This window comes from Burkholderia sp. LAS2 (assembly GCF_018417615.1).
Lineage (GTDB): Bacteria > Pseudomonadota > Gammaproteobacteria > Burkholderiales > Burkholderiaceae > Burkholderia > Burkholderia sola.
In genome coordinates this window covers 298034-320506 of record NZ_CP071054.1, presented here as the reverse complement: position 1 = coordinate 320506, position 22473 = coordinate 298034, and the positions used below count along the sequence as shown (strand labels likewise).

Below are 22473 nucleotides of genomic sequence, written 5' to 3'. Positions count from 1 at the left end.
TCGAGGCGGGCAGCGAGGTCAGGGTTTGCGGTTGCCGCGCAAATGCACGTACAACGAATCGAGTACCGCGCCGATCTCCATCAGCAACGCATCGTCGTCGGCCAGACGCTTGCGGGCGCCCGCGAGAATGGCCTCGAATCCGGCGGCTTCCGGCACGGTGGCGCCGCCCACGTCCAGCGCATGCACCATGGCCCCCAGCCGGACGAGTCCGTCGTTGTCGCCAAGCCCGAAGCTCGCGACCAGGACCTCGAACGACACGCGATCGCCCACATGCGTGAACGGCGCGCCGTCGAAATCGAAGCCGAGCGCGTCAGCCGGACAATCGGCGAGGTTGTCCAGCCACACGAAGCGCGCATGCGGATCGATGAAACGCCGAATCAGCCACGCGCTGGCGACGCGATCGACCCACAGGTGACGGCGCGTCGCCCACACCCTGCCCTGATACTGCGCGGGGTCGCGACGGGGAATGCCGCGTTGGGCGGCATGCGGCTCGCCGGGAGAGCGCCGCGCTTCGATCGCGGCGGTGAAATCCCGCCATTGCGCCTGCGCGCGCAGCGACGTTTCGCCGGGAAAGAAATCGATGCTTCGAATGGCGTCGTACGTGCGCGCGTGGCGGCGTTGCAGGCGATTGAGATCGGCTGCCGCCAGATCGGACAGCGCCTTGCGCGCCTCCGAAAGCTCGGCAAGCCAGTCTGCGTAATCGCCCGCGCGATCGAACAGCGACTTGTATGCTTGTTCGTCCGCGGGATCGTCCGCATGGACGTCCAGCAGCCACGCGTGGCCGTCGCCGTTACGCGCGTCGTCGGCCAGCTCGCGCAACTGCGCCGCCTGCTCGGCATGCGCGGGCAACAGGTAGGCACCGTCGCGCAACGCGCCGCAGCCGAGCGCCTTGACGGTACGCCAGATGCGCATGCGCGCAGTCGCGCCGGAAGTCGGCAGACTGACGATCAGCAGGAGCCACGACGTCGGGGCAGGATTCATGACGGCAGCATAATGGGCCGTCACGAGCACTGCAATTCAGTAGATATCGCTACAACGCTTCGGTGGCAGGCAGTTCCGCTCGACGCGCGGAGCGAGCGCTCGGCCTGACGGCCGGATCGCGTCGTCGCCGGACCGACGCCGCGGGAAATCGTGACGATATCCTGCGAATCGAGCGGTTCAACGCATAAACTGAAAGCACGCCACGGCGAACGCCCCTCGCTCCATCGCACGCTTTCGCCGACACCGCTCCGAATGCAGCCGGACGGCAAACGCAGGCCCACACATGAAACGGCCCCAATGACAATCGATCCCGGCTCCATTCCTTACTATCTCGTCCTTCGGGCCGGCTGGCCACCCTATGTGTTGAATGCGGATCGTCAAGTGCTGCGCCGCCAGGCGAGTCCGCTATTGCTGGCATTCGCGCGCACGCGCGGCGCGATCGCCCATGTCGACGACAGCGCGTGGAACGTCTTCTCCGACAGCGAGGGGCTCACGGTCGTCGAACGTCGCGAGACCGGGTTCTTTTCGCTGGTCGCGGGAAACGAGACCGAACGTCAGTTGCAGTTGCTGACGACGCTCTGACGTCGCCGCCGGGCGTGCCCGTGCGTGCGCCAACCCCGGAATAAATCGACCGCTCGGCAAACGATGCGCGTATGATGAGTTCATCCGCGCGATCAGCCGTCCTTTGACCGTTCGCCCCTCCACCCGCCCGCTTGCTGCATCGCCCCTCCTTCGCGCTGCAACGTTGTCCCCTTCACCCATCGGCCCGCCCCATAACGGGAATACCGGCCGGATGTGTTCGCCCATGCGACTCGTCGTGGCCGAACGCCAGGAGTTCGTCATGAGCATGCACGTCTATCGTGGATTCGAGATTTATCCACTCATTTATCCTCACGTTGCCGCGCTGAACGGCAGCCCGCATAACTACGATGCCGGGTTCGACGCGGCCGTCAAGATTTGCCTGCGCGGCACCACCGATACGCTGACGCAGAGCCAGACCTTCAGATTGCGCGACACGTCCCCGTTCGATAACGCCGGTGACGCACGTCGAGCGTCGGTGCGCTATGCCGAGAACATCATCGACGACAATCGTGGCAAACAGGGATTCTTCGCCAGCGCGTGCTGACGCGCTCGTCAACGCCACATAGTGTGTTGGTATTTTGGAGGTCGAAATGATCATCGACGAACTGCTCGGCTTGATCAGCCGGCGTGAAGTCACCCGGATCGACACCGCCGTGCCTGCCGGCCTCGCCGATTCGGCGATGTGCCATCAACCCGAGCTGCACATGTTCATGGCGGTACGTGCGCTATCGATCGGCGCAGGCTATTCGGAATTCGAATCCGACGAGATAGCCAGCGCCGTCATGACGCGGCTCGGCTAGCTTTCCGTTCCCACCTCTTTCCAGACAGAATCTACATGACGACAATCACGCCGAAGCTGAACGAACCGATCGATGTCACGCTGCGGCGATTCCGGCGCGACATCGAGAAAACCGGACTGATTCGCGAGCTGCGCAGTCGCACGAGCTACGAGAAGCCGACGACGGAGCGCAAGCGGAAAAAAGCCAGCGCCGTTGCCCGACAGCGCTTGCAGGCGAAGCGCCTGTTGCCGCCCCGAAAAATGTACTAGCACGCTGTTGAAAAGTGCCTCGTCGTCGTTGCCGATCATGCTGCGGCGCGGGTTGATCGCGTGTTGCTCGTCGTCCGGCGTCTAGCTGCGACTGCGCGGACGTGTGCAGCCCCGTGACAGGATGCAGCGACCGACCATGAAGGCCGCGGGCCGACTCGACCTCATCGTCTCCACGCAGGCACGCCCGCGACACGCGATGCGCGACGTCCGGTGATAAGCTCGACGTCGACGCGCCGTCGCGCATCCCGCCACCCGACCGACCCTACGCCTCCCGCGAGTCCGCCCATGCCCATCGCTCCAGCTGTCGTCTCCGCCTTCACCCCCACCGGCAAGCTCCGCGCCTCGATCAACCTCGGCAACCCGATCCTCGCGAACCGCGACCCGGCAACGGGCGAACCGTTCGGCGTATCGATCGACCTCGCCCGTGCATTCGCCGAGCGCCTGTCGGTCGACCTCGAACTCGTGGTGTTCGACGCCGCCGGCAAATCGGTGCAGGCGCTGACTGACGAGCGCGCCGATTTCGGCTTCTTCGCGGTCGATCCGTTGCGCGGCGAAACGATCGCGTTCACCGCGCCGTACGTGCTGATCGAAGGCTTCTATCTCGTGCCGGACGCATCGCCGATCCGCACCAACGCGGACGTCGACCAGCCGCACAACCGCGTGGCCGTCGGCAAGGGCAGCGCGTACGACCTGTTCCTCACCCGCGAACTGAAGGCCGCGACGATCATGCGCGCACCGACGTCGCAGGCCGTCGTGGCGACGTTCGTCGAGCAGCAACTGGAAGTGGCGGCCGGCGTGAAGCAGCAGCTCGAAACCGACGCCGCGAAAACGCCCGGCCTGCGCCTGCTCGACGAACGCTTCATGGTGATCCGGCAGGCGATGGGCGTGCCGAAGAGCCGTGGCGACGCCGCCGCCGCGGCGTTGAGCGCCTTCGTCGAGGAGATGAAGGCGTCGGGCTTCGTCGCCGATTCGCTGCGCCGGCACCGCATCACGGGCGCATCGGTCGCGCCGGCGGCCTGATCGAAAACCGCGTGCCGTCGCGCTGGCCGCCGGGATCGTCCGGCTCGCGGCGCAGGCGTGCGATTTCAGCACGCGCCTGCCCGATCCTCGCGCGCATGACGAGTGCAACGTCGCGGCAACGCAGCATCGCCCGCCTATAGGCACAGGACAGGCGCAAATGGCGCAGCGGCGCAGGTCGTCCCGATCCGGCGACCGCCGAACAGGCGACGTGCTGCTCCGCACAAACCGGCAGCGGGTTGCGCCGGCTTCGGGCACGAAGCGCCACCAGCGCAGCCGCCGTCGCCCGATCGGCCGCGACCCGGCGCTAGCGCAAACCCGAACCCGGTTGCACTGTTCATCGCCATTCTGGTCCTGTATCGTCCTCCCATCCCCGATTGCGAAACCGCTGCATGGGAGGCTTACGATGCGAAAAAAGAATGCTGCAGCCGTCTGGATCCTGATCGCGATGGTGGCAGGCATCGCGATCGGCTACATGGTCTTCACGAGCTTTCCGGACAAGAAGGCCGCCGCTGAAATCGCCGGGTACATCTCGCTCGTCTCCGACGTGTTCCTGCGGCTGATCAAGATGGTGATCGGCCCGCTCGTCTTCTCCACGCTGGTGGTCGGCATCGCGCACATGGGCGATGCGGCCTCGGTCGGACGCGTGTTCGCGAAAGCGTTCGGCTGGTTCGTCACCGCGTCGCTGGTCTCGCTGCTGCTCGGGCTGCTGATGGCGAACCTGCTGCGGCCCGGCGACAATCTCGGCTTGCCGCTGCCGGACATCGGCGCATCGGCGAACCTCGCGACGTCCAAGTTCACGTTGAAGGATTTCGTCGGCCACATGGTGCCGAAGTCGTTCGCCGAGGCGATGGCGAACAACGAAATCCTGCAGATCGTCGTGTTCTCGATGTTCTTCGGCGTCGCGCTCGCCGCGCGCGGCGAGCGCGGGAAGATCCTCATCGCCGCGATCGACCAGTTGTCGCACGTGATGCTCAAGATCACCGGCTACGTGATGAAGCTCGCGCCGCTCGCGGTGATGGCCGCGATGGCCGCGACCGTCGCGGTCAACGGGCTGTCGGTACTGCTGAAGTTCGCGGTGTTCATGGGCGACTTCTACGTCAGCCTGTTCCTGCTCTGGGCATTGCTCGTGTGTGCCGGGCTGTTGTTCCTCGGCCGTCGCGTGTTCAAGCTGCTGCTGCTGATCAAGGAAGCATTCATGCTGTCGTTCGCGACGGCCAGCTCCGAAGCCGCGTATCCGAAGATCCTCGACGCGCTCGACCGCTTCGGCGTGAAGCGCAAGATTTCGAGCTTCGTGATGCCGATGGGGTACTCGTTCAATCTCGACGGCTCGATGATGTACTGCACGTTCGCGTCGCTGTTCATCGCACAGGCGTACAACATCCACCTGTCGCTCGGCACGCAGATCACGATGCTGCTGGTGCTGATGCTCACGTCGAAGGGGATGGCCGGCGTGCCGCGCGCGTCGCTCGTCGTGATCGCGGCCACGCTGCACCAGTTCGGGCTGCCGGAGGCCGGCCTGCTGCTGATTCTCGGCGTCGACACGTTCCTCGACATGGGCCGCTCGGCCACGAACGCGGTCGGCAATTCGATCGCGAGCGCGGTGGTCGCGAAATGGGAAGGCCAGCTGCTGTCGGAAGCGGAAGCCGAAGCCAACGCGGCGCGCATCGAAGCGGAACAGGAAGCGACGATCGCACATCCGACCGAAGTCTGACGGAGGCCCGGCGATGAAGATGCAGCGATTCTGGCGTGCGCTCGCGCTCGCGGGCCTGCTTGCCGCGGGCGCGACCACGCACGCGGAAGATGCACCCTCGACGCTGCCGCGCGTCGAACCGTTCGCGCCGGCCCAACTGACCGGCACGCTCGCGAAGGTGCGCGGCAGCGGCACGATCGCGCTCGGTTATCGCGACGCGTCGATCCCGTTCTCGTACCTGAACGCGCGCAACCAGCCGATCGGCTATTCGATCGAGCTGTGCAAGGCGCTCGTGTCGTCGATCGAGGATGCGATCAACAAGAGCCTGACGATCCGCTGGGTGCCGGTCACGTCCGACAACCGCATCGACGCGGTGGTCAGCGGCAAGGTCGATCTGGAATGCGGCTCCACGACCAGCAACCTCGAGCGCCAGAAGCGCGTGGCGTTCTCGCCGATCTTCTTCGTGGCCGGCACGAAGGTGATGGTGAAACGCGGCGCGCCGATCCGCTCGTTCCGCGATCTCGCAGGCAAGAAGGTCGCGGTGACGGCCGGTACGACCAACGAGAAGGCGCTGCGCGACCTGAACGAGCGGTTCAGGCTCGGGATCCAGCTCCAGGTGGTGCCCGATCATGCGCAGGGCTTCGCGCTCGTCGCGAACGGCGGCGCCGACGCGTTCGCGACGGACGACGTGCTGCTGTACGGCCTGATCGCCGAGAACGCGAGCAAGGGCGGCCAGTACGACGTGGTGGGCGATTTTCTGTCCTACGACCCGTACGGCATCATGTTCCGCAAGGACGATCCGCAGCTCGCGCAGGTCGTGAAAACCACGTTCCAGGAACTGGCCGCCGACGGCGAGATCGCGCGGCAGTACAAGCGCTGGTTCCTGCGTCCGCTTCCGTCGGGCTTGAGTCTCAACCTGCCGATGAGCCCGCAACTGGAGACGATCATCGAGGCGATCGGCGTCAACGGGAATTGAGCGCCGCGCCATCGTCGACATGAATGACGAAACGAGAGCGGCCCCGATGCCTCACCCGGCACCGGGGCCGCTTGCCGGGTGCAGCGTGTTCAGCCGACCCGCGCCGCGCCCTGCTGCGCCGCTTCCGCACCTTCGCTGGCCGTTCGCGCCAGCACCGGCTTCAGCGCCTGCCCGGTATGGCTCGCGCTCACCTTCGCGAGCCCTTCTGGCGGCGCCGCCGCGACGATCGTGCCGCCGCCCACGCCGCCTTCCGGCCCGAGATCGATGATCCAGTCGGCTTCCGCGATCACGTCGAGGTCATGCTCGATCACGACCACGCTATGCCCGCCGTCGACCAGCCGATGCAGCACGCGAATCAGCTTCGCGACGTCGGCCATGTGCAGGCCGACCGTCGGCTCGTCGAGCACGTACAGCGTGTGCGGCGCCTTCTGCCCGCGGCGCGTGATGTCGTCGCGCACCTTCGTCAGTTCGGTGACGAGCTTGATGCGCTGCGCCTCGCCGCCGGACAGCGTCGGCGACGGCTGGCCGAGCGTCAGGTAGCCGAGCCCGACATCCTTCATCAGTTGCAACGGATGCGCGATGTTCGAGATCGGCGCGAAAAATTCCACCGCCTCGTCGATCTCCATCGTCAGCACGTCGCCGATGTTCCGGCCGCGCCACGTGACGGCGAGCGTTTCCGGATTGAAACGCTGCCCGTGGCACACGTCGCACGGCACCTTCACGTCGGGCAGGAAGCTCATGCCGATCGTGCGCACGCCTTGCCCTTCGCACGCGGGGCAACGCCCGTCGCCGGTATTGAAAGAGAAACGCGACGCCGTATAGCCGCGGGCGCGCGCTTCGAGCGTATCCGCGAACAGCTTGCGGATCGTGTCCCACACGCCGATGTAGGTGGCCGGGCACGAACGCGGCGTCTTGCCGATCGGCGTCTGGTCGACTTCGAGCACGCGATCGATCTGCTCCCAGCCGCTCAGCGACTCGCAGCCCTGCCACGCATGCGTGACGTTCAGCGACGGCCGCGGTGCGCTGCGCGCGAGCACGCTCGAACGGCGGTTGGTGGCCGGCGCGTCCTGCTGCGCGGCCTTGCGCGCACGCCGCGTGGCCGGCGACGACAGTACCGACCGGCCGACCGCGTCGAGCAGGTTCGTCATCAGCACGTCGCGCGCGAGCGTCGACTTGCCCGAGCCGCTGACGCCCGTCACCGCGACGAGCCGCGCGAGCGGAATGCCGACCGTGACGTCGCGCAGGTTGTGCAGTCTCGCGCCATGCACGGTCAGCCACGCTTCCGGCACGGCTTCACCGCCCTTCTTGCCCGGCAGGCTCACGCTGCGGCGTGGCTGCAGAGGGTGCAGCATCGGCTGCGCGAGCAGGCGCCCCGTGACCGAATCCGGCTGCGCGGCCAGATCGCCCACCGCGCCTTCGGCGACCAGCTTGCCGCCGCGCTTGCCTGCGCCCGGGCCGATGTCGATGATGTGATCGGCACGGCGGATCGTGTCCTCGTCATGCTCGACGACGACCAGCGTATTGCCCTTGTCGCCGAGCTTGCGCAATGCGTCGAGCAGGATCTGGTTGTCGCGCGGATGCAGGCCGATCGTCGGCTCGTCGAGTACGTAGCAGACGCCCTGCAGGTTGCTGCCGAGCTGCGCGGCCAGCCGGATCCGCTGCGCTTCGCCGCCCGACAGGCTCGGCGCCGCGCGGTCGAGGCTCAGGTAGCCGAGCCCGACTTCCTCGAGAAACGCGAGGCGGCTGCCGATCTCGCTGACGATGTCGCGCGCGATCTGCGCGTCGCGCCCGGTGAGTTCGAGCGCGTCGATCCAGCGGCGCGTGTCCGACACCGTCCACTGCGCGACCTCGACGATCGGATGCGCGTCGAACGTGACCGCGCGCGCGGACGGGTTCAGCCGCGTGCCCTGGCAATCCGGACAGGGCTCGTTGCCGACGCCTTCCGGCTCCTGCTCGTCCGACGGCAAGGTTTGCTCGCGGCCGCGATCGTCGCCGGCGAGCACCGTGTCGTCGTATGCGGCGCGCTGTTCGCGCGTGAGCGTGACGCCGGTGCCGACGCAGGTCGTGCACCAGCCGTGCTTGCTGTTGTACGAGAACATCCGCGGGTCGAGCTCCGGATAGCTCGTGCCGCACACCGGGCACGCGCGCTTGACCGACAGCACCTTGACCGCGCCGACCTGCGCGGTCGAATGATCGTTCTGCATCGCGTGGTGCAACCCGTCGAGCGGCGCGAGCAGGTGCATCACGCCCTTGCCGAGCTCGAGCGTCTCGTCGAGCCTGCGCCGCAACTCGGCCTCGTTGTCCGGCGACACGACGAGATCGGCCACCGGCAATTCGATCGTGTGCTCGCGGAAGCGGTCGAGCTTCGGCCACGGGTCGACCGTGACGAATTCGCCGTCGACGCGCAGATGCGTGCTGCCGCGCGCCTTCGCCCACTTCGCGAGATCCGTATATACGCCCTTGCGGTTGACGACGAGCGGCGCGAGCAGCCCCACGTGTTCGCCGCGATGATCGCGCAGCAGTTGCGCGGCGATCGATTCGACGGACTGCGACGTGACCGGCGTGCCGTCGTGGATGCAGTGCTGCAGGCCGAGCTTCACATACAGCAGCCGCAGGAAGTGCCATACCTCGGACGTGGTCGCGACCGTGCTCTTGCGGCCGCCGCGCGACAGCCGCTGCTCGATCGCGACGGTCGGCGGAATGCCGTACACCGCGTCGACCTCGGGGCGGCCGGCCGGCTGCACGATCGAGCGCGCATACGCGTTCAGCGATTCGAGATAGCGGCGCTGGCCTTCGTGGAACAGGATGTCGAACGCGAGCGTCGACTTGCCGGACCCCGACACGCCGGTGATCACGTTGAACTTGCCGTGCGGGATGTCGACGTCGAGCGCCTTCAGATTGTGCTCGCGCGCGTTGACGATGCGCACGACGTCCTCGCCTTCGATCGCCCGGCGCGCGCGCGCCGCGTTCAGCACGGCCTGCAGCGGTACACCTTCGTCGGCGCGCACTGCGTCGCCATCCATCTCGCGGTCGTACTGCAGCAGCGCCACGCCGGTATGCGATTCGGCGCACGCCTTCACGTCGTCGGGCGTGCCCGCGCACAGCACGAGGCCGCCTCCGTCGCCGCCTTCCGGGCCGAGATCGATCAGCCAGTCGGCCGCGCGGATCACGTCGAGGTTGTGCTCGATCACGATCAGCGAATGGCCGGCCGCGAGCAGCTTGCCGAACGCCTGCATCAGCTTCGCGATGTCGTCGAAGTGCAGGCCGGTGGTCGGCTCGTCGAACATGAACAGCTTCGCGCGTGCGATGCGCGCCTCTTCCGTCGCGACCCGGCGCCCGTTGGCCGCCGCCGCCGATTCGGCGAGGAAGCCGGCGAGCTTCAGGCGCTGCGCTTCGCCGCCCGACAGCGTCGGCACCGGCTGGCCGAGCTTCACGTATTCGAGGCCGACGTCGACGATCGGCTGCAACACGCGCAGCACCTCGGCATCGGTCGCGAAGAACGCGGCCGCTTCGCTGACGGTGAGATCGAGCACGTCGGCGATGTTCAGCGCACGGCTGTCGCGCTCGATGCGCACTTCGAGGATTTCGGCACGATAGCGGCTGCCGTCGCAATCCGGGCAGCGCAGGTAGACGTCGCTCAGGAACTGCATTTCGATATGTTCGAAGCCCGAGCCGCCGCAGGTCGGGCAACGGCCGTCGCCCGAGTTGAAGCTGAACGTGCCCGCGCCGTAGCCGCGCTGCAGCGCGAGCGGCGCCTTCGCGAACAGCTTGCGGATTTCGTCGAACGCGCCGACGTAGCTCGCCGGGTTCGAGCGCGTGGTCTTGCCGATCGGCGACTGGTCGACGAACACGACGTCGCCGACCTGGTCGGCGCCCGTGAGGCTGCGGTACGCGCCCGGCGATTCGGTCGCCTTGCCGTGGTGCCGCGCCATCGCCGGATACAGCACGTCCTGCAGCAGCGTGGATTTGCCGGAGCCGGACACGCCCGTCACGCAGACGAGCCGCTGCAGCGGAATCTCGACCGTCACGTCGCGCAGGTTGTGCTCGGTCGCGCCTTCGAGCACGATGCGCGGCGTGTTCGCGTCGACCGGGCGACGCGCCCAGTTCGACGCATGCGCGACCTGCTTGCGGCCGCCGAGATACTCGCCCGTCAGCGTGTGCGCGGAACGAATGTCGCCCGGCGTGCCGTCGTACACGATCGTGCCACCGCGCTCGCCCGGGCCGGGCCCCATGTCGATCAATCGATCGGCCGCGAGCATCACCGACGGATCGTGCTCGACCACGACCAACGTATTGCCCGCGTCGCGCAGCCGCTGCATCGCCTCGACGATCCGCGTGAGATCGCGCGGATGCAGCCCGATGCTCGGCTCGTCGAGCACGAACAGGGTTTTCGTGAGCGACGTGCCGAGCGCGGTCGTCAGGTTGATCCGCTGCACCTCGCCGCCCGACAGCGTGCGGCTCTGGCGATCGAGCGTCAGGTAGCCGAGCCCGACGTCGCACAGGTATTTCAGGCGCGTGCGCACTTCGGCGAGCAGCAGCTTCAGCGCATCGTCGAGCAGCGCGCTCGGCAGAACGATATCGTCGAAGAAGCGGCGGATGCGCTCGATCGGCAGCAGCATCAGGTCGTGCACGGTCAGGCCCGGCAGCGCTTCGAGCTGCGCGCGGCTCCAGTCGACGCCGCGCGGCATGAAGCGATCGGCCGGCGCGAGCACGCCGTCGGCATTCTCTTTCGAGCCGAGCCGCCATTGCAGCGATTCCGTCTTCAGGCGCGCGCCGCCGCACAGGTCGCACGGCGTGTAGCTGCGGTATTTCGACAGCAGCACGCGGATGTGCATCTTGTACGCCTTCGATTCGAGGTAGCCGAAGAAGCGCTTCACGCCGTACCACTGGCTCTGCCACTTGCCGTTCCAGTCCGGCGAACCGTTGACGACCCAGTCGCGCTCGGCGTCCGTCAGCTCGGACCACGCGACGTCGCGCCGGATGCCGGCCTTCGCCGCGTAGCGCATCAGGTCGTCCTGGCACTCTTTCCACGCAGGCGTCTGCATCGGCTTGACTGCGCCGCCGCGCAGCGTCTTGCGCGCGTCGGGAATCACGAGGCCGAGATCGACGCCGATCACGCGGCCGAAGCCGCGGCACGTTTCGCACGCGCCGTATGCGGAGTTGAACGAGAACAGCGCGGCTTGCGGCTCCGCGTAGCGCAAGTCGCTGTCGGGATCGTGCAGCCCGGTGGAGAAACGCCAGATCACCGGCTCCGCCACTGCGTTTTCCGCTTCGGGCGCGAGCACATACACGTTCACGCGGCCACCGCCGCGCTTCAGCGACGCCTCGATCGCCTCGACCACGCGCACCTTGTCGGCCTGCTGCACGCGGAAGCGGTCGGCCACCACGTCGAGCAGCTTGCGCGGCCCGGTGGGCGACGCGACTTCGCGCTGCGCCTGCACGCGCGTGTAGCCGCTCGCCGACAGCCACTGCGCGATTTCCTCGTCGGACACCGCTTCCGGCAATTCGACCGGGAACGTGACGACGACGCGCGGATCGTCCGCCTGCGTACGCGCGACGAGTTCCGCGTAGATCGTTTCAGGCGTGTCGTGCCGCACCTGCCGCGCGGTCTTGCGGTCGAACAGCTCGGCCGCGCGCGCGTACAGCAGCTTCAGGTGATCGTTCAGCTCGGTCATCGTGCCGACGGTCGAGCGCGAACTGCGCACCGGGTTGGTCTGGTCGATCGCGATCGCGGGCGGCACGCCGTCGACGCGCTCGACCTGCGGGCGATCCATCCGGTCGAGGAACTGCCGCGCATACGCGCTGAAGGTTTCGACGTAGCGCCGCTGGCCTTCCGCGTACAGCGTGTCGAACACGAGACTCGACTTGCCGGAGCCGGACGGGCCGGTGACGACCGTCATTTCGCCGGTGCGCAGATCGAGATCGAGATTCTTGAGGTTGTGCTGACGTGCTCCGCGAATGCGGATCAGAGTGCTGGATGACAATTTGCCTGCCCGTCTGAATGAGTTAGCCGGAATTCACTGTGCCGCCGCGCCGCGGCGGATGCAGCACGGGTGATGCCCGCGCCGATCGAGTTCGACGAATACTATACTGTACATTCATACAGTTTTCCATTGACGGCTGCTGCCATCGGCACGACGGCCGTCTGGCCCCGACATGTTGCGTACCGGTGGCCCGAAATCGCGATTCGATCTATCGGCCCGTTGCATGGGCAAGTAAAAAATTCCTTCAAAAAAGATGGGTCCGTCTCTTTTTACCGGGCGCGCAATTCATACGATGAATTCACAAAATGTCACAATCTTGTTCATTACCGATGACTTATATTCCTTAACCGTTTGTTTCAATCGCATCAAAAAGCAAACGTTTGCCTGCTCGCACAGCCATGTTTGTCGTTTCAGTCGAGCAGGCCGATCACGATACCCGGGGGCACGCATGCGCATATTGGTTGTGGAGGACGATCCCGTTCAGGCGGAGGAAGTGCAAAGCGCACTTTCCCCTTATTGCCACACGATCAAGGTCGTCGTCGATGGAGAGCAGGCGCTGCGCTACCTGCGATCCGAATCCGTCGACGCCGTCGTGCTCGATTGGCACTTGCCCAGCCTGACCGGCATCGAAGTCCTGAACTGGATCCGTACGCGTGCGGATGTCGAATACGGCGTGCTGTTCCTCACCAGCCGCGTCGAGGAACTCGATGTCGTCAGGGCGCTGGAGGCCGGCGCCGACGACTATCTGAGCAAACCATTCCGCGCCGAAGAGCTCGCCGCGCGGGTCAATGCGCTGTTGCGCCGCGTCGCGCGCAACGTGAGGCGCGACGAGCCGATCCGGGCGGGCGCGTACGTGCTGGACCCGGTGGAGCGCGCGGTCCGGCTTCGCGATGCCAAGATCGAATTGACGACGAAGGAATTTCAGCTCGTTGCATGCCTGTTTCAGAATCTCGGCAAGATCATGTCGCGCGAGTTGCTGGCAACCACGGCGTGGGGGCGCGAACTGGGAACAGAGTCGCGTTCGCTCGATACCCACATCTACAGGATTCGGCAAAAACTGAAGCTCGGGATCGAGAACGGCTTGCGTCTTTCCGCAATTTATACGCTCGGTTATCGACTGGATCAGATCAAGCCTTCCACCGAAGCTTCCGCCGACGTTCGCCGCGACGCGGGCATGCTGCTGGAAAGCCGCGTGTGAGTGTCGTTGCATGTGGGTGGCGCCTCCGGCAGGAGGCGCGGCTCCCGGCATGCTCCGACGTCATGCGCAGGCGCTTCGTTACGCGACAGAGCTGGCTTCCGAAGCGTTGGCAATCGCGTGGCGACGCCGCAACGGCATTGCCGATGCTGATCGTGCATTCACGCGCCACGACGAGTAGCGTGCGCCCGGAACCTGGTATCCGCTGACCGACGCCACCGATTCCGGTGCGCCGCTCGCCGACGCAAGAATCGCCCCGCATTCACTTGGCATTCCTATTCATTCGGAACACCGGCTGGCAACCGGCTCCCGACGCCTTTCGACGTTTTTACACCGATTCGGGTCCGCGGCAGATCGGCCGTGCCATCTACGTGCGATCCCATGCAATCCATCGCAATGAGGCAGCGTCGTCACACGTTAACAATCCTTCAAAACGTGACAAATGTTTTCTTTTTGATTCGAAGGTCCTCTCCTAATATCTAGCATCACAAGGATCATGCAATTAAATACGCTTATATCGTTTATCCGATCACCGCCCCGCTACCCATAAATTGATGATCTTCGATTAAAAAAATCCATGCTGGATCGTACTGGCAACGCCATTAAAAAAACCTGATTTTCTCGTTTCAAGAATCGAGATCGCGCATTGAATTCTCAGATTGTTCTGCTTCCCCTATTACAGTAACGGCGGCCTGCCGCCGAGCAAGCACTTCTCACGCCGAGATATAGAAATGGAAAATCTCATGAAGCGATCCATGATCGACGCGGACGCGTGTCGTCGTCACGCGATCGACTTGCCCGGCCCGACGACGCGCCGGATTCGCCCCGCCCCGACTCGTGCCCGGCCCACACATTCTCGTGGTCGCACATGCTCATTTCATTCCCGCAATAAATATGGATCAGACGCGCATACCGTGAATTTTATTTTCACAACACATTTAGTATCACTACCAAATCAAGCCTGATAGATCTTCTTATTTTATAGGGGTTGTCACGATGAACAGAGTGCACAAGGTCATATGGAGCAAGGCGCGCGGGGCACTCGTCGCCGTGTCGGAAATCGATACGGGCGGCGGAAAAGGCCAACCGGGATCGTCGTCGAGCCCGGTTGACGCACGTGGCACGATCCGTCGCCACGAATTTCGCATCACACAATGCGTGGCCGCGATCCTGCCGCTGTTACTCGGCACGATCGTCATGCCGGAGCAGGCGCTCGCCCAGTATCAGGCGGGGCCCGGCTCGAGCGCCACCGGTACCGCGGCAACGGCAGTCGGCACCAACACCGTCGCCGCCGGCACCGGCACCAGCGCGTTCGGGCAAGCCGCCACGGCATCCAACAGCAGTTCGACGGCCATCGGCGGCAACACCACGGCGAGCGGAGTCGGCGCGACCGCGATCGGGCATCAGGCATTGGCGACCGGCACCAACGCTTCCTCGCTCGGCGCGTCCGCCGCCGCGACCGGCGAAAACTCGAGTGCACTCGGCGATTTCGCGACGGCATCCGGAAGCGGGAGCACCGCATTGGGTGCCGGTGCCCGGGCAAGCGCCGACAACGCGCTGGCCAGTGGATTGAATGCAGCCGCGTCCGGCACGTCTTCGATTTCCCTCGGCAACGCGTCGGTTGCGTCCAACAATTCCGCGACGACGCTCGGTGCCGGCGGTACCGCATCGGGCGACCACTCGACTGCGCTGGGGACGCTGGCGACCGCGGCGGGCAGCTACTCGATCGCCACGGGCTTCGAATCGATCACCACCAACACCGCCGACGCCGGCATCGCGCTGGGTTCGGGCGCGTCGGTCAGCGGCGCCTCCGCCGTCGCGATCGGCGTCAACAGCGGCGCGTCGGGCGTCAACGCGGTCGCGCTCGGCCCGGGCGGCACAGCGGGCGTGCCCGGTTCCGGCACACAGGCGACGGGCGCCCAGGCCGTATCCATCGGCTACAACGCGCTCGCGAGCAACACCTACGCACAGGCGTTCGGCAGCCAGGCGACGGCGAGCGGCACGAGTTCGATCGCGATCGGCAACACGGCCACGGCGTCCACCCTGTTCGGCATTGCGCTCGGCAACCTGGCGACGGCTTCCGGCATTTCCGGCGTCGCGCTGGGCGCCGGCGCGACCGCAGGCGGCGACAACTCGGTGGCCCTTGGCGTGAATGCCGGGGTATCGGCATACGGCGGCGTCGCGATCGGCACCGGCTCGCAAGCGCTGGCCGGTTCTACCGTCGCGTTCGGCGACACCAGCACGGTGGCCGCGGCCGCAGGCGCGGGTTCCATTGCCGGCGGTCACAACTCGCAGGTAACCGGCGGCACCGGTGCGGTCGCACTCGGCGAAGGGCAGACCGCGAACGGTAACGGCGCGGTAGCGATCGGCGATCCGAACACGGCCACCGGCAACGGCGCGGTAGCCGTAGGCGCCAACAACACCGCGAACGGCAATGGCGCGATCGCGCTGGGCAATACGAACGTCGCGACCGGGCAGGGCTCCGTCGCGCTCGGCAACGCATCGCAGGCCAATGTCGCGGGCGCGATCGCGATCGGCGATTCGGCCAACGTCCAGGCCGCCGCAACCGGCGGCGTCGCGATCGGCACGGGCGCGATCGCGAGCGTGGCCAACAGCGTCGCGCTCGGCGCGAATTCGTCGACCGTCGCCGCCACGCCGACTTCGAGCGCCGTCATCGGCGGCGTGACCTACAACTTCGCGGGCGCGGCACCGGCCGGTGTCGTGAGCGTCGGCGCGCCGGGCGCGGAGCGCCAGATCCAGAACGTCGCGGCCGGCCAATTGAGCGGCGCCAGCACCGACGCGGTCAACGGTTCGCAGTTGTTCGCGACCAACCAGCAAGTAACGGCGAACACGACCGCGATATCGAACATCAACAATGGCGCAGGCATCAAGTACTTCCACGCGAACTCGACGCTGGCCGACAGTCAGGCGACCGGGACGGACAGCATCGCCGTCGGCCCTCAGGCAGTCGCGAGCGCAGCCAGCAGCCTGGCAGCCGGCACCGGCGCGCAGTCGAGCGCGGCGAACGGCGTGGCGCTCGGCGCGCAGACGGCCGTTTCGATAGCCGGCGGCGTCGCGATCGGCTCGGGCGCCGTATCGGATCGCGCCATCGCGGCCGGCAGCGGCACGATTCCGGCCGGCAGCCACACCGTCCCATTCAACACGTCCGACGCGACGCTGCTGGGCGCCGTGTCGTTCGGCAGCGCGTCGGGCAACACGTACCGCCAACTGATCAACGTCGCCGACGGGACCGACGCGCACGATGCGGTCACGGTCCGGCAGTTGACCGGTGCGCTGCAATCGTTCGCCGTCACGCCGACGATGTACTTCCATGCCAACTCGACCGCCGCCGATTCGCTCGCGGTAGGCGCCGAGTCGATCGCGGTGGGGCCGACCACCGTCGTCAACGGAGACAACGGCGTCGGGATCGGCAACGGTGCGATCGTCCAGCAAACGGCGCCCGGCGGCGTGGCCATCGGCCAGGCCGCGAACGCCGGGCAGGCCGATGCCATCGCGCTGGGCAGCGGCGCGAACGCGACCGGGCCGCAATCGATCGCGCAAGGCGCGAACGCGGTTGCCAGCACGTCCGGCGGTATCGCGATCGGCTCAGGCGCGAACAGCAGCGCAGCCGACGCCATCGCTCTGGGCTCGGGCGCCAGCGCGAGCTTCGCGAACAGCATCGCGCTCGGCGCCGGCTCCGTCACGACGGTGGGCGCGCAGTCCAACTACATTGCATACGGCTTGAGCAGCCCACAGTCGTCGGCCGGCGAAATCAACGTCGGCAACCGCAAGATCACCGGTCTCGCAGCCGGGTCGGCCGGGACCGACGCGGTCAACGTCAGCCAGCTCGACGCGGTCAACCAGAACCTGACGACGTTGATCCAGAACCTCAGCAATACCGGCGGTACCGGCGGCTTCCCGTCGACGCCGGGTTCGTCGACCCCGCCGGCATCGACGGGCTCGAACTCGTCGGCAGGCGGCAACGGCGCGGTCGCGTCCGGTTCGAACAGCACGGCGGTCGGCAACGGCTCGACCGCATCGGGCACCGGCTCGACGACGATCGGCGCGGGTTCGACGTCGTCCGGCAACGGCTCCGTGGCCATCGGCTCGGGGAGCGACGACGGCGGGCGCAACAACGTCGTATCGATCGGCACGGCGACTTCGACACGGCAACTCACGAACGTCGCGGCCGGCACCGCGCCCACCGATGGCGTCAATGTCCAGCAACTGAATGCCGCGGTCGGCAACGCGAACGCGTACACCGACGCGAAGATCCAGTCGCTGCGACGCGACGCGGACGGCGGCACCGCGAGTGCGATGGCCGTCGCGGGCCTGCCGCAACCGTCCGGCCCGGGCAAGAGCATGGTCGCGATCGCCGGCAGCGTCTATCGCAGCCAGTCGGGACAGGCGATCGGCATCTCGACGATCTCCGAAAACAATCACTGGATCTATAAGGCCGCCATCACGACCAACACGCGCAACGACTACGGCGCCGTGATCGGCGCGGGTTATCAGTGGTGATGGCGGAATAAACGGCTGCACTGCAGCGATAGGCGGCGGCTGCGCGTAACGATCGATCGTTGCCGCAGCGCCTGATACGCGGCTCCTTATACGATGAGAGACTGATCATGAAAATCCAATGGGCACTTGCGCTGTCCGTCAGTGTGCTTTCCGTTGCATCCCTGGCAGGTTGTGCGGCCGACGGGCCGCCCCGCTTCCCGGATCCGCAATCCGCCAGCCCGAAGGGTGGCACGTTCGTGAACGCGGCGAACCTGCGTAACGTCGGGCCCGGCCTGAACAAGGACCAGATGTTCGATCTGCTCGGCCCTCCTCACTTCAACGAGTGGTTCGTCGGCAGCCACACGTGGAACTACCTGTTCGACTTCCGCCGCGGCAACGAAGTCGTCTCGTGCCAGTACCAGGTGCGCTACGACGAGCACATGAAGGTGAGCAACACCTACTGGCGCGACCCCGCGTGCGCGGACTTCGTGCGCACGCCATCCGCCGCACCGGTGGCCGCGGCAGAACCGCCGGCCGCGCCGATCGAGCAATTCACGCTGCAGAGCGATGCACTGTTCGCGTTCGGCCAATCGAGCCTCGAATCGATGCAGCCCGGCGGCCAGGCGCAGCTCGACGATGCGGTCGAGCGGATCAAGCGCCACAAGGCGATTACGCGGATCGTCGTGGTCGGGCACACCGACCGGATCGGTACCCCCGCGGTGAACGACCCGCTGTCGCGTGCACGGGCCCAAACGGTTCGCCGTTATCTGATCGCGCATGGCCTGGACGGCAACGCCATCGAGGCGGACGGCGTAGGATCGCGCGAGCCCGTCACGCATTGCCCACCCGGCCAGAGCCGCGCCGTGATCGCGTGCCTGCAACCCGATCGCCGGGTCACGATCGCGGTCAGCGGCCGCGACTGACGGGCCGCGACGCGGGCGGCGTCATTCACGTTTCACCCGCGTGGCGGGCGCCACCGTTGACCAACCGGCAACCTGCATCGCGCGCCGGCGGCCGGCAACGCGCGCGTCGTGCTCCCCGGCATCGCGCGCGGCATTCCGTTTCCCGCCACATCGGCGCCGGACCGGCACGGTCGTGCGCCCGCCCACCGCGTACCCGTGCAAAAAGCACGCGACGCGGCACGACGGCACTTGATTCGAACACCTGAGCGACGAGCTACCAGCAATCCGGATGACGACGATGAGAAGGGTCGGGGTGTACGTGGATGGAAGCAGCATGGACGCGAATGGCGGCCACCTGATGCGATACGACGTGCTGCGCGCGCTCGCCGGTCGAGCCGGCGCCACGATTCAGCGGCTGCATGCGTATCTGAGTTTCGACGCGCGCCGCGCCGCGCGCTCCGCCGATTACGATGCGCGGATCAAGGGTTATCAGGCGGCGCTGCGCGACAAGGGATTCCGCGTCACGGTCAAGCCGCTCAGGCACTTCGCCGACGAGGACGGCACCGAAACCGTCAAATCCAATTCGGATCTCGGCATGGCCATCGACGCGCTATCCGAATCGGACCGGCTCGACACCGTGCTCGTCGCCACCAGCGACGGCGATTTCGTCGAAGTCGTGCGAGCGCTGCAGAAGAAGGGATGCCGGGTCGAAGTCCTCGGTTTCGACAACGTGCCGCTCGAGTTGCGCGATGCCGCCGACCAGTTCATCAGCGGCTATCTGGTACCGGGCCTGCTGCCGGTCCGCGATGCGGCCGCCGGCTCGCCAGCCTGGGGCCAGGTCGGGTCCCGCGTGCGCGGCGTCTGCAACCGGTTCGAGCCGGACGACGGATACGGCTTCATCGCGTTCTGGGCCGCATTGCCCGATACGCCGCTGCTTGCGGCCGCCGAGACGAGTCCCGCCTACTTTCGCGGCAGCAGTTTCCAGGATCCATCCGTCCTCGCCCGGCTGCCGTCCCGCAGCACGATTCTCGAATTCGACCTCGCGATCCCCGCGAAACACGCCGGTGCGCCTGAAGCGCGTCGGATCCAGGTCGTTTCCGCCGCGTAGTGGTCGATCGGTCGGCGGGCCGTCGAAGCAGCGGCCGGATCAGTGCCCCAGCGCCGCGTCGTGATCGTGCTTCGACAGCAACATGAGGAAGGTCGTCCCTTCGCCGAGCTTCGAGCGGACCTGCAGCTTTCCGCCGAGCGAATCGACGACCGTCTTGACGAACGCCAGGCCCAGACCATGCCCGGACATCGACGCGCCGCCGTCCAGTTGCGTGAATTCGCGAAACAGCTTTTCCTGATCGCGCTCGGATATGCCGGCGCCGTAATCGGTCACGGCGATCTTCACGTGCCGGTCCGTGGCCGACAGTTCCACGTCGACCGTGGAGGCTTCGCGACCGAACTTGATCGCGTTGCCGATCAGATTGACGAACGCCCGCCGCAGCAATTGCACGTCGGCGATCGTACTCAGCCCCGGCTCCGCCGTGAGATTGACGGTCGTCGATTTCGCGCTCGCCTGCGGCAGCAGATCGTCGACGGCATCGCCGAGCACCAGCGCGGGATCGACCGCGGCCAGCTTCGGCGGCAGATTCTCGGCCCGGGCAAGAAAGAGAAAATCGTCGGACAGGCTGAGTGCGCGCGTCGCATACTGTGATACCAGTTCGGCGAAGCGCTGCGGCGTGTACCGCGACGGCTCCCGCTGAATCTGCGAAACGAGCGCGAGAATCGACGCCTGCGGAGACCGCATGTCATGCGACAGGAATCGCAGCGCCATGTCGCGCTGCCGCTCGGCCATCCGGACGGACGAGACGTCCGCGACATGAAAGACCAGCGCACGCTCGCCGTAGACGGACGGGCGGATCGGCGCGCACTTGATCAGCAGCGAACGACCGCACCGGGCATTGGCGATCTCGATCCCCTGATCGAGTTGGGATTTCGTCTGGGCCGACAGCGCGTCGCCGTCAGACCAGTGATCGAGCGACGTCAACGCCTGCGCGGCGAATTCATTCGCCCGATGCGAAGCGGTGATTTGAAACAGCACGTCCGAAACCGGACGCCCCACCGGCGCCCGCCCAGCCCCAGGATGCTCGTCGGGCTCCGCGCACCACGCGGCAATCCGCTGGTTCGCCAGCAGCACCACGCCGGCAGCCGACGCAATCAACGTCGCTTCCGGAAGACTGTCGACCCATGCGTCGATCAGCGCACGATAGCGACGTACCTGCGCATCCAGATTCGCAGTCCTCTCCAGTTGCCGCCGAACCGGGTCGATGTACGGCGCGGTGTTCGCCGATTCCGCATGCAGCGACGGATCGGCCGCCATCCGGTCGCCCAGGAGGCCGATGAAGCGCAACGACACTTCGGTACGCCGCCAGAACACCAGCAGGCAGGCGAGCACGCACATCAGCATGCCGATGGCGGGCGGCAGCGCCTCGCCGCCGACCGCGAACATCACATACGCGATCGCTGCAACCGCGCCTGTGACGGCGAACGACGCAGCGAGGCCGGCGCGGGGACCGAACCGGTAGAGCAACGCGCAGATCACGCAGACGACGATCTCGTTGAACAGCAACGTCCATGCGAAACCCGTCTGGTGAAGCGGTGCCGTCATGGCCGGCCCAGCCGATGCATTCGCTGTCGCGGCCCAGTCTCCGCTCGGCAGCGTGCCGGCCGACGACACGCCGGGCCGGCCCTGCCCGAGGTCGACCGCCGCGCGAATCAGGACCGCGCGGCCGCTCAGCCGGCTCGACGGCACCGCGCCGTCCAGCACATTGACGTACGAGTAGCGCTCGCAAGGCCCATTCCAGCGAAATGCAGCATCGCGCGCGCAGGCTTGGCCGGTATTGCCGACGTTGCCGGTCCCCGCCTCCATGCGTGCAGTGCCGTGGCTTGCCGTCTCGCCGGCTGCCCGGCGCCCGGCGCGCGTGCGCGCGGCGTCCCGCAAACCGGTCAGGTCGATACTGACGACTGCGACGCCACTTCCGGCAAGCCGCTCCATCATCCGTTCGCGTGTTTCGATGCTGAACGGCCAGTTGCCCAGACGCGCGGTCGTGCGTTCGTCGACCACGATCATCGCCAGCGGCTTGACGGGCCCGCGGCGAACCGACTGCGAAACGAACTCGAACCACGCGCGGTCGACACGATGCAACGCCTCTGTCGCCGTGAGCACCGCGCAGACCAGCACCAGCGCAAACGTCAGGCGTATCCAGTCGGTCGCACAATGCGCGGACACGTTCCCGGCCATCTGTCTGCCCTCGTCACATGAACGGCGCCGCCACAGCCCCAAAAATCTTCCGAACATGTCGATCAGATGATGCTCCATCGATATCGCATTGATCGGCATCTGCAATGCCTGCATCAAACACCGCAACCTGCTTCAGACAGCGTTGACGGGCGCCGCAGGCGTCGGCCCCCTTCACCTGCCGATCGCCCGCCCTGCATACCCACGCCGACGTACCGGGCAAATCGGCCCGCCACAATGAACCGGAATTTAAGATGCAGAAATTATACTGCAATTTTTATATGAATAATGTAAGGAATCTATTGTAATTGC

General features: G+C 66.4%; 14 protein-coding genes. 11 read left to right on the top strand and 3 right to left on the bottom strand.

What is annotated here, in order from left to right; genetic code table 11:
* Positions 1-18: 18 nt before the first annotated feature.
* Entirely contained in the window at positions 19-981 is a 963-nt protein-coding gene (locus tag JYG37_RS30560; RefSeq protein WP_089490070.1) for a chromate resistance protein ChrB domain-containing protein, read from the bottom strand.
* A gap of 297 nt (positions 982-1278) precedes the next feature.
* On the opposite strand from JYG37_RS30560, the gene JYG37_RS30555 reads away from it, so the two are divergent.
* The 7 genes from JYG37_RS30555 to JYG37_RS30525 all read left to right on the top strand — a co-directional run bounded on the left by JYG37_RS30555 (position 1279) and on the right by JYG37_RS30525 (position 6297).
* On the top strand, positions 1279-1563 hold the full coding sequence (locus JYG37_RS30555) for a hypothetical protein (RefSeq protein ID WP_050013512.1): 285 nt from the start codon (positions 1279-1281) through the stop codon (positions 1561-1563).
* Positions 1564-1822: 259 nt separating this feature from the next.
* Complete coding sequence (locus JYG37_RS30550) at positions 1823-2107, top strand: hypothetical protein (RefSeq protein WP_050013644.1); 285 nt, start codon at positions 1823-1825, stop codon at positions 2105-2107.
* 46 nt (positions 2108-2153) lie between these two features.
* On the top strand, positions 2154-2363 hold the full coding sequence (locus tag JYG37_RS30545; RefSeq protein WP_050013513.1) for a hypothetical protein: 210 nt from the start codon (positions 2154-2156) through the stop codon (positions 2361-2363).
* 35 nt (positions 2364-2398) lie between these two features.
* A complete protein-coding gene (gene rpsU / locus JYG37_RS30540) occupies positions 2399-2611 on the top strand; it encodes a 30S ribosomal protein S21 (protein ID WP_050013514.1) in 213 nt (70 codons plus the stop codon).
* 285 nt (positions 2612-2896) lie between these two features.
* Positions 2897-3631, top strand: a complete 735-nt coding sequence (locus tag JYG37_RS30535) for an ABC transporter substrate-binding protein (protein ID WP_124630086.1) — start codon at positions 2897-2899, stop codon at positions 3629-3631.
* 403 nt (positions 3632-4034) lie between these two features.
* Positions 4035-5342, top strand: coding sequence for a dicarboxylate/amino acid:cation symporter (locus tag JYG37_RS30530; RefSeq protein ID WP_213346954.1), 1308 nt, complete (start codon positions 4035-4037; stop codon positions 5340-5342).
* A gap of 13 nt (positions 5343-5355) precedes the next feature.
* Positions 5356-6297 (top strand): amino acid ABC transporter substrate-binding protein, encoded by a 942-nt coding sequence (locus JYG37_RS30525; protein WP_209924242.1) that lies wholly within the window; start codon positions 5356-5358, stop codon positions 6295-6297.
* An 89-nt stretch (positions 6298-6386) separates the two neighbouring features.
* On the opposite strand, the gene uvrA is transcribed toward JYG37_RS30525, so the two are convergent.
* Positions 6387-12281: an excinuclease ABC subunit UvrA gene (uvrA, locus tag JYG37_RS30520; RefSeq protein WP_213346951.1), complete on the bottom strand. Its 5895-nt coding sequence runs from the start codon at positions 12279-12281 to the stop codon at positions 6387-6389.
* Positions 12282-12729: 448 nt separating this feature from the next.
* On the opposite strand from uvrA, the gene JYG37_RS30515 reads away from it, so the two are divergent.
* From JYG37_RS30515 to JYG37_RS30500, 4 genes are all read left to right on the top strand, one after another.
* Positions 12730-13479 carry a response regulator transcription factor gene (locus JYG37_RS30515; protein WP_050013519.1) on the top strand — a complete coding sequence of 250 codons (750 nt, stop codon included), beginning with the start codon at positions 12730-12732 and terminating at the stop codon, positions 13477-13479.
* Between the two features lie 993 nt (positions 13480-14472).
* On the top strand, positions 14473-17997 hold the full coding sequence (locus tag JYG37_RS30510; RefSeq protein ID WP_213346949.1) for a YadA-like family protein: 3525 nt from the start codon (positions 14473-14475) through the stop codon (positions 17995-17997).
* Positions 17998-18056: 59 nt separating this feature from the next.
* Positions 18057-18899 carry an OmpA family protein gene (locus JYG37_RS30505; protein ID WP_249746103.1) on the top strand — a complete coding sequence of 281 codons (843 nt, stop codon included), beginning with the start codon at positions 18057-18059 and terminating at the stop codon, positions 18897-18899.
* A gap of 268 nt (positions 18900-19167) precedes the next feature.
* The gene (locus tag JYG37_RS30500) at positions 19168-19986 is read left to right on the top strand and encodes a LabA-like NYN domain-containing protein (protein ID WP_349631914.1); all 819 of its coding nucleotides are present in this window, start codon (positions 19168-19170) and stop codon (positions 19984-19986) included.
* 39 nt (positions 19987-20025) lie between these two features.
* Here the strand turns inward: JYG37_RS30500 and JYG37_RS30495 are convergent, their stop codons facing one another.
* Positions 20026-22164 (bottom strand): sensor histidine kinase, encoded by a 2139-nt coding sequence (locus JYG37_RS30495; protein ID WP_249746102.1) that lies wholly within the window; start codon positions 22162-22164, stop codon positions 20026-20028.
* Positions 22165-22473: the final 309 nt, after the last annotated feature.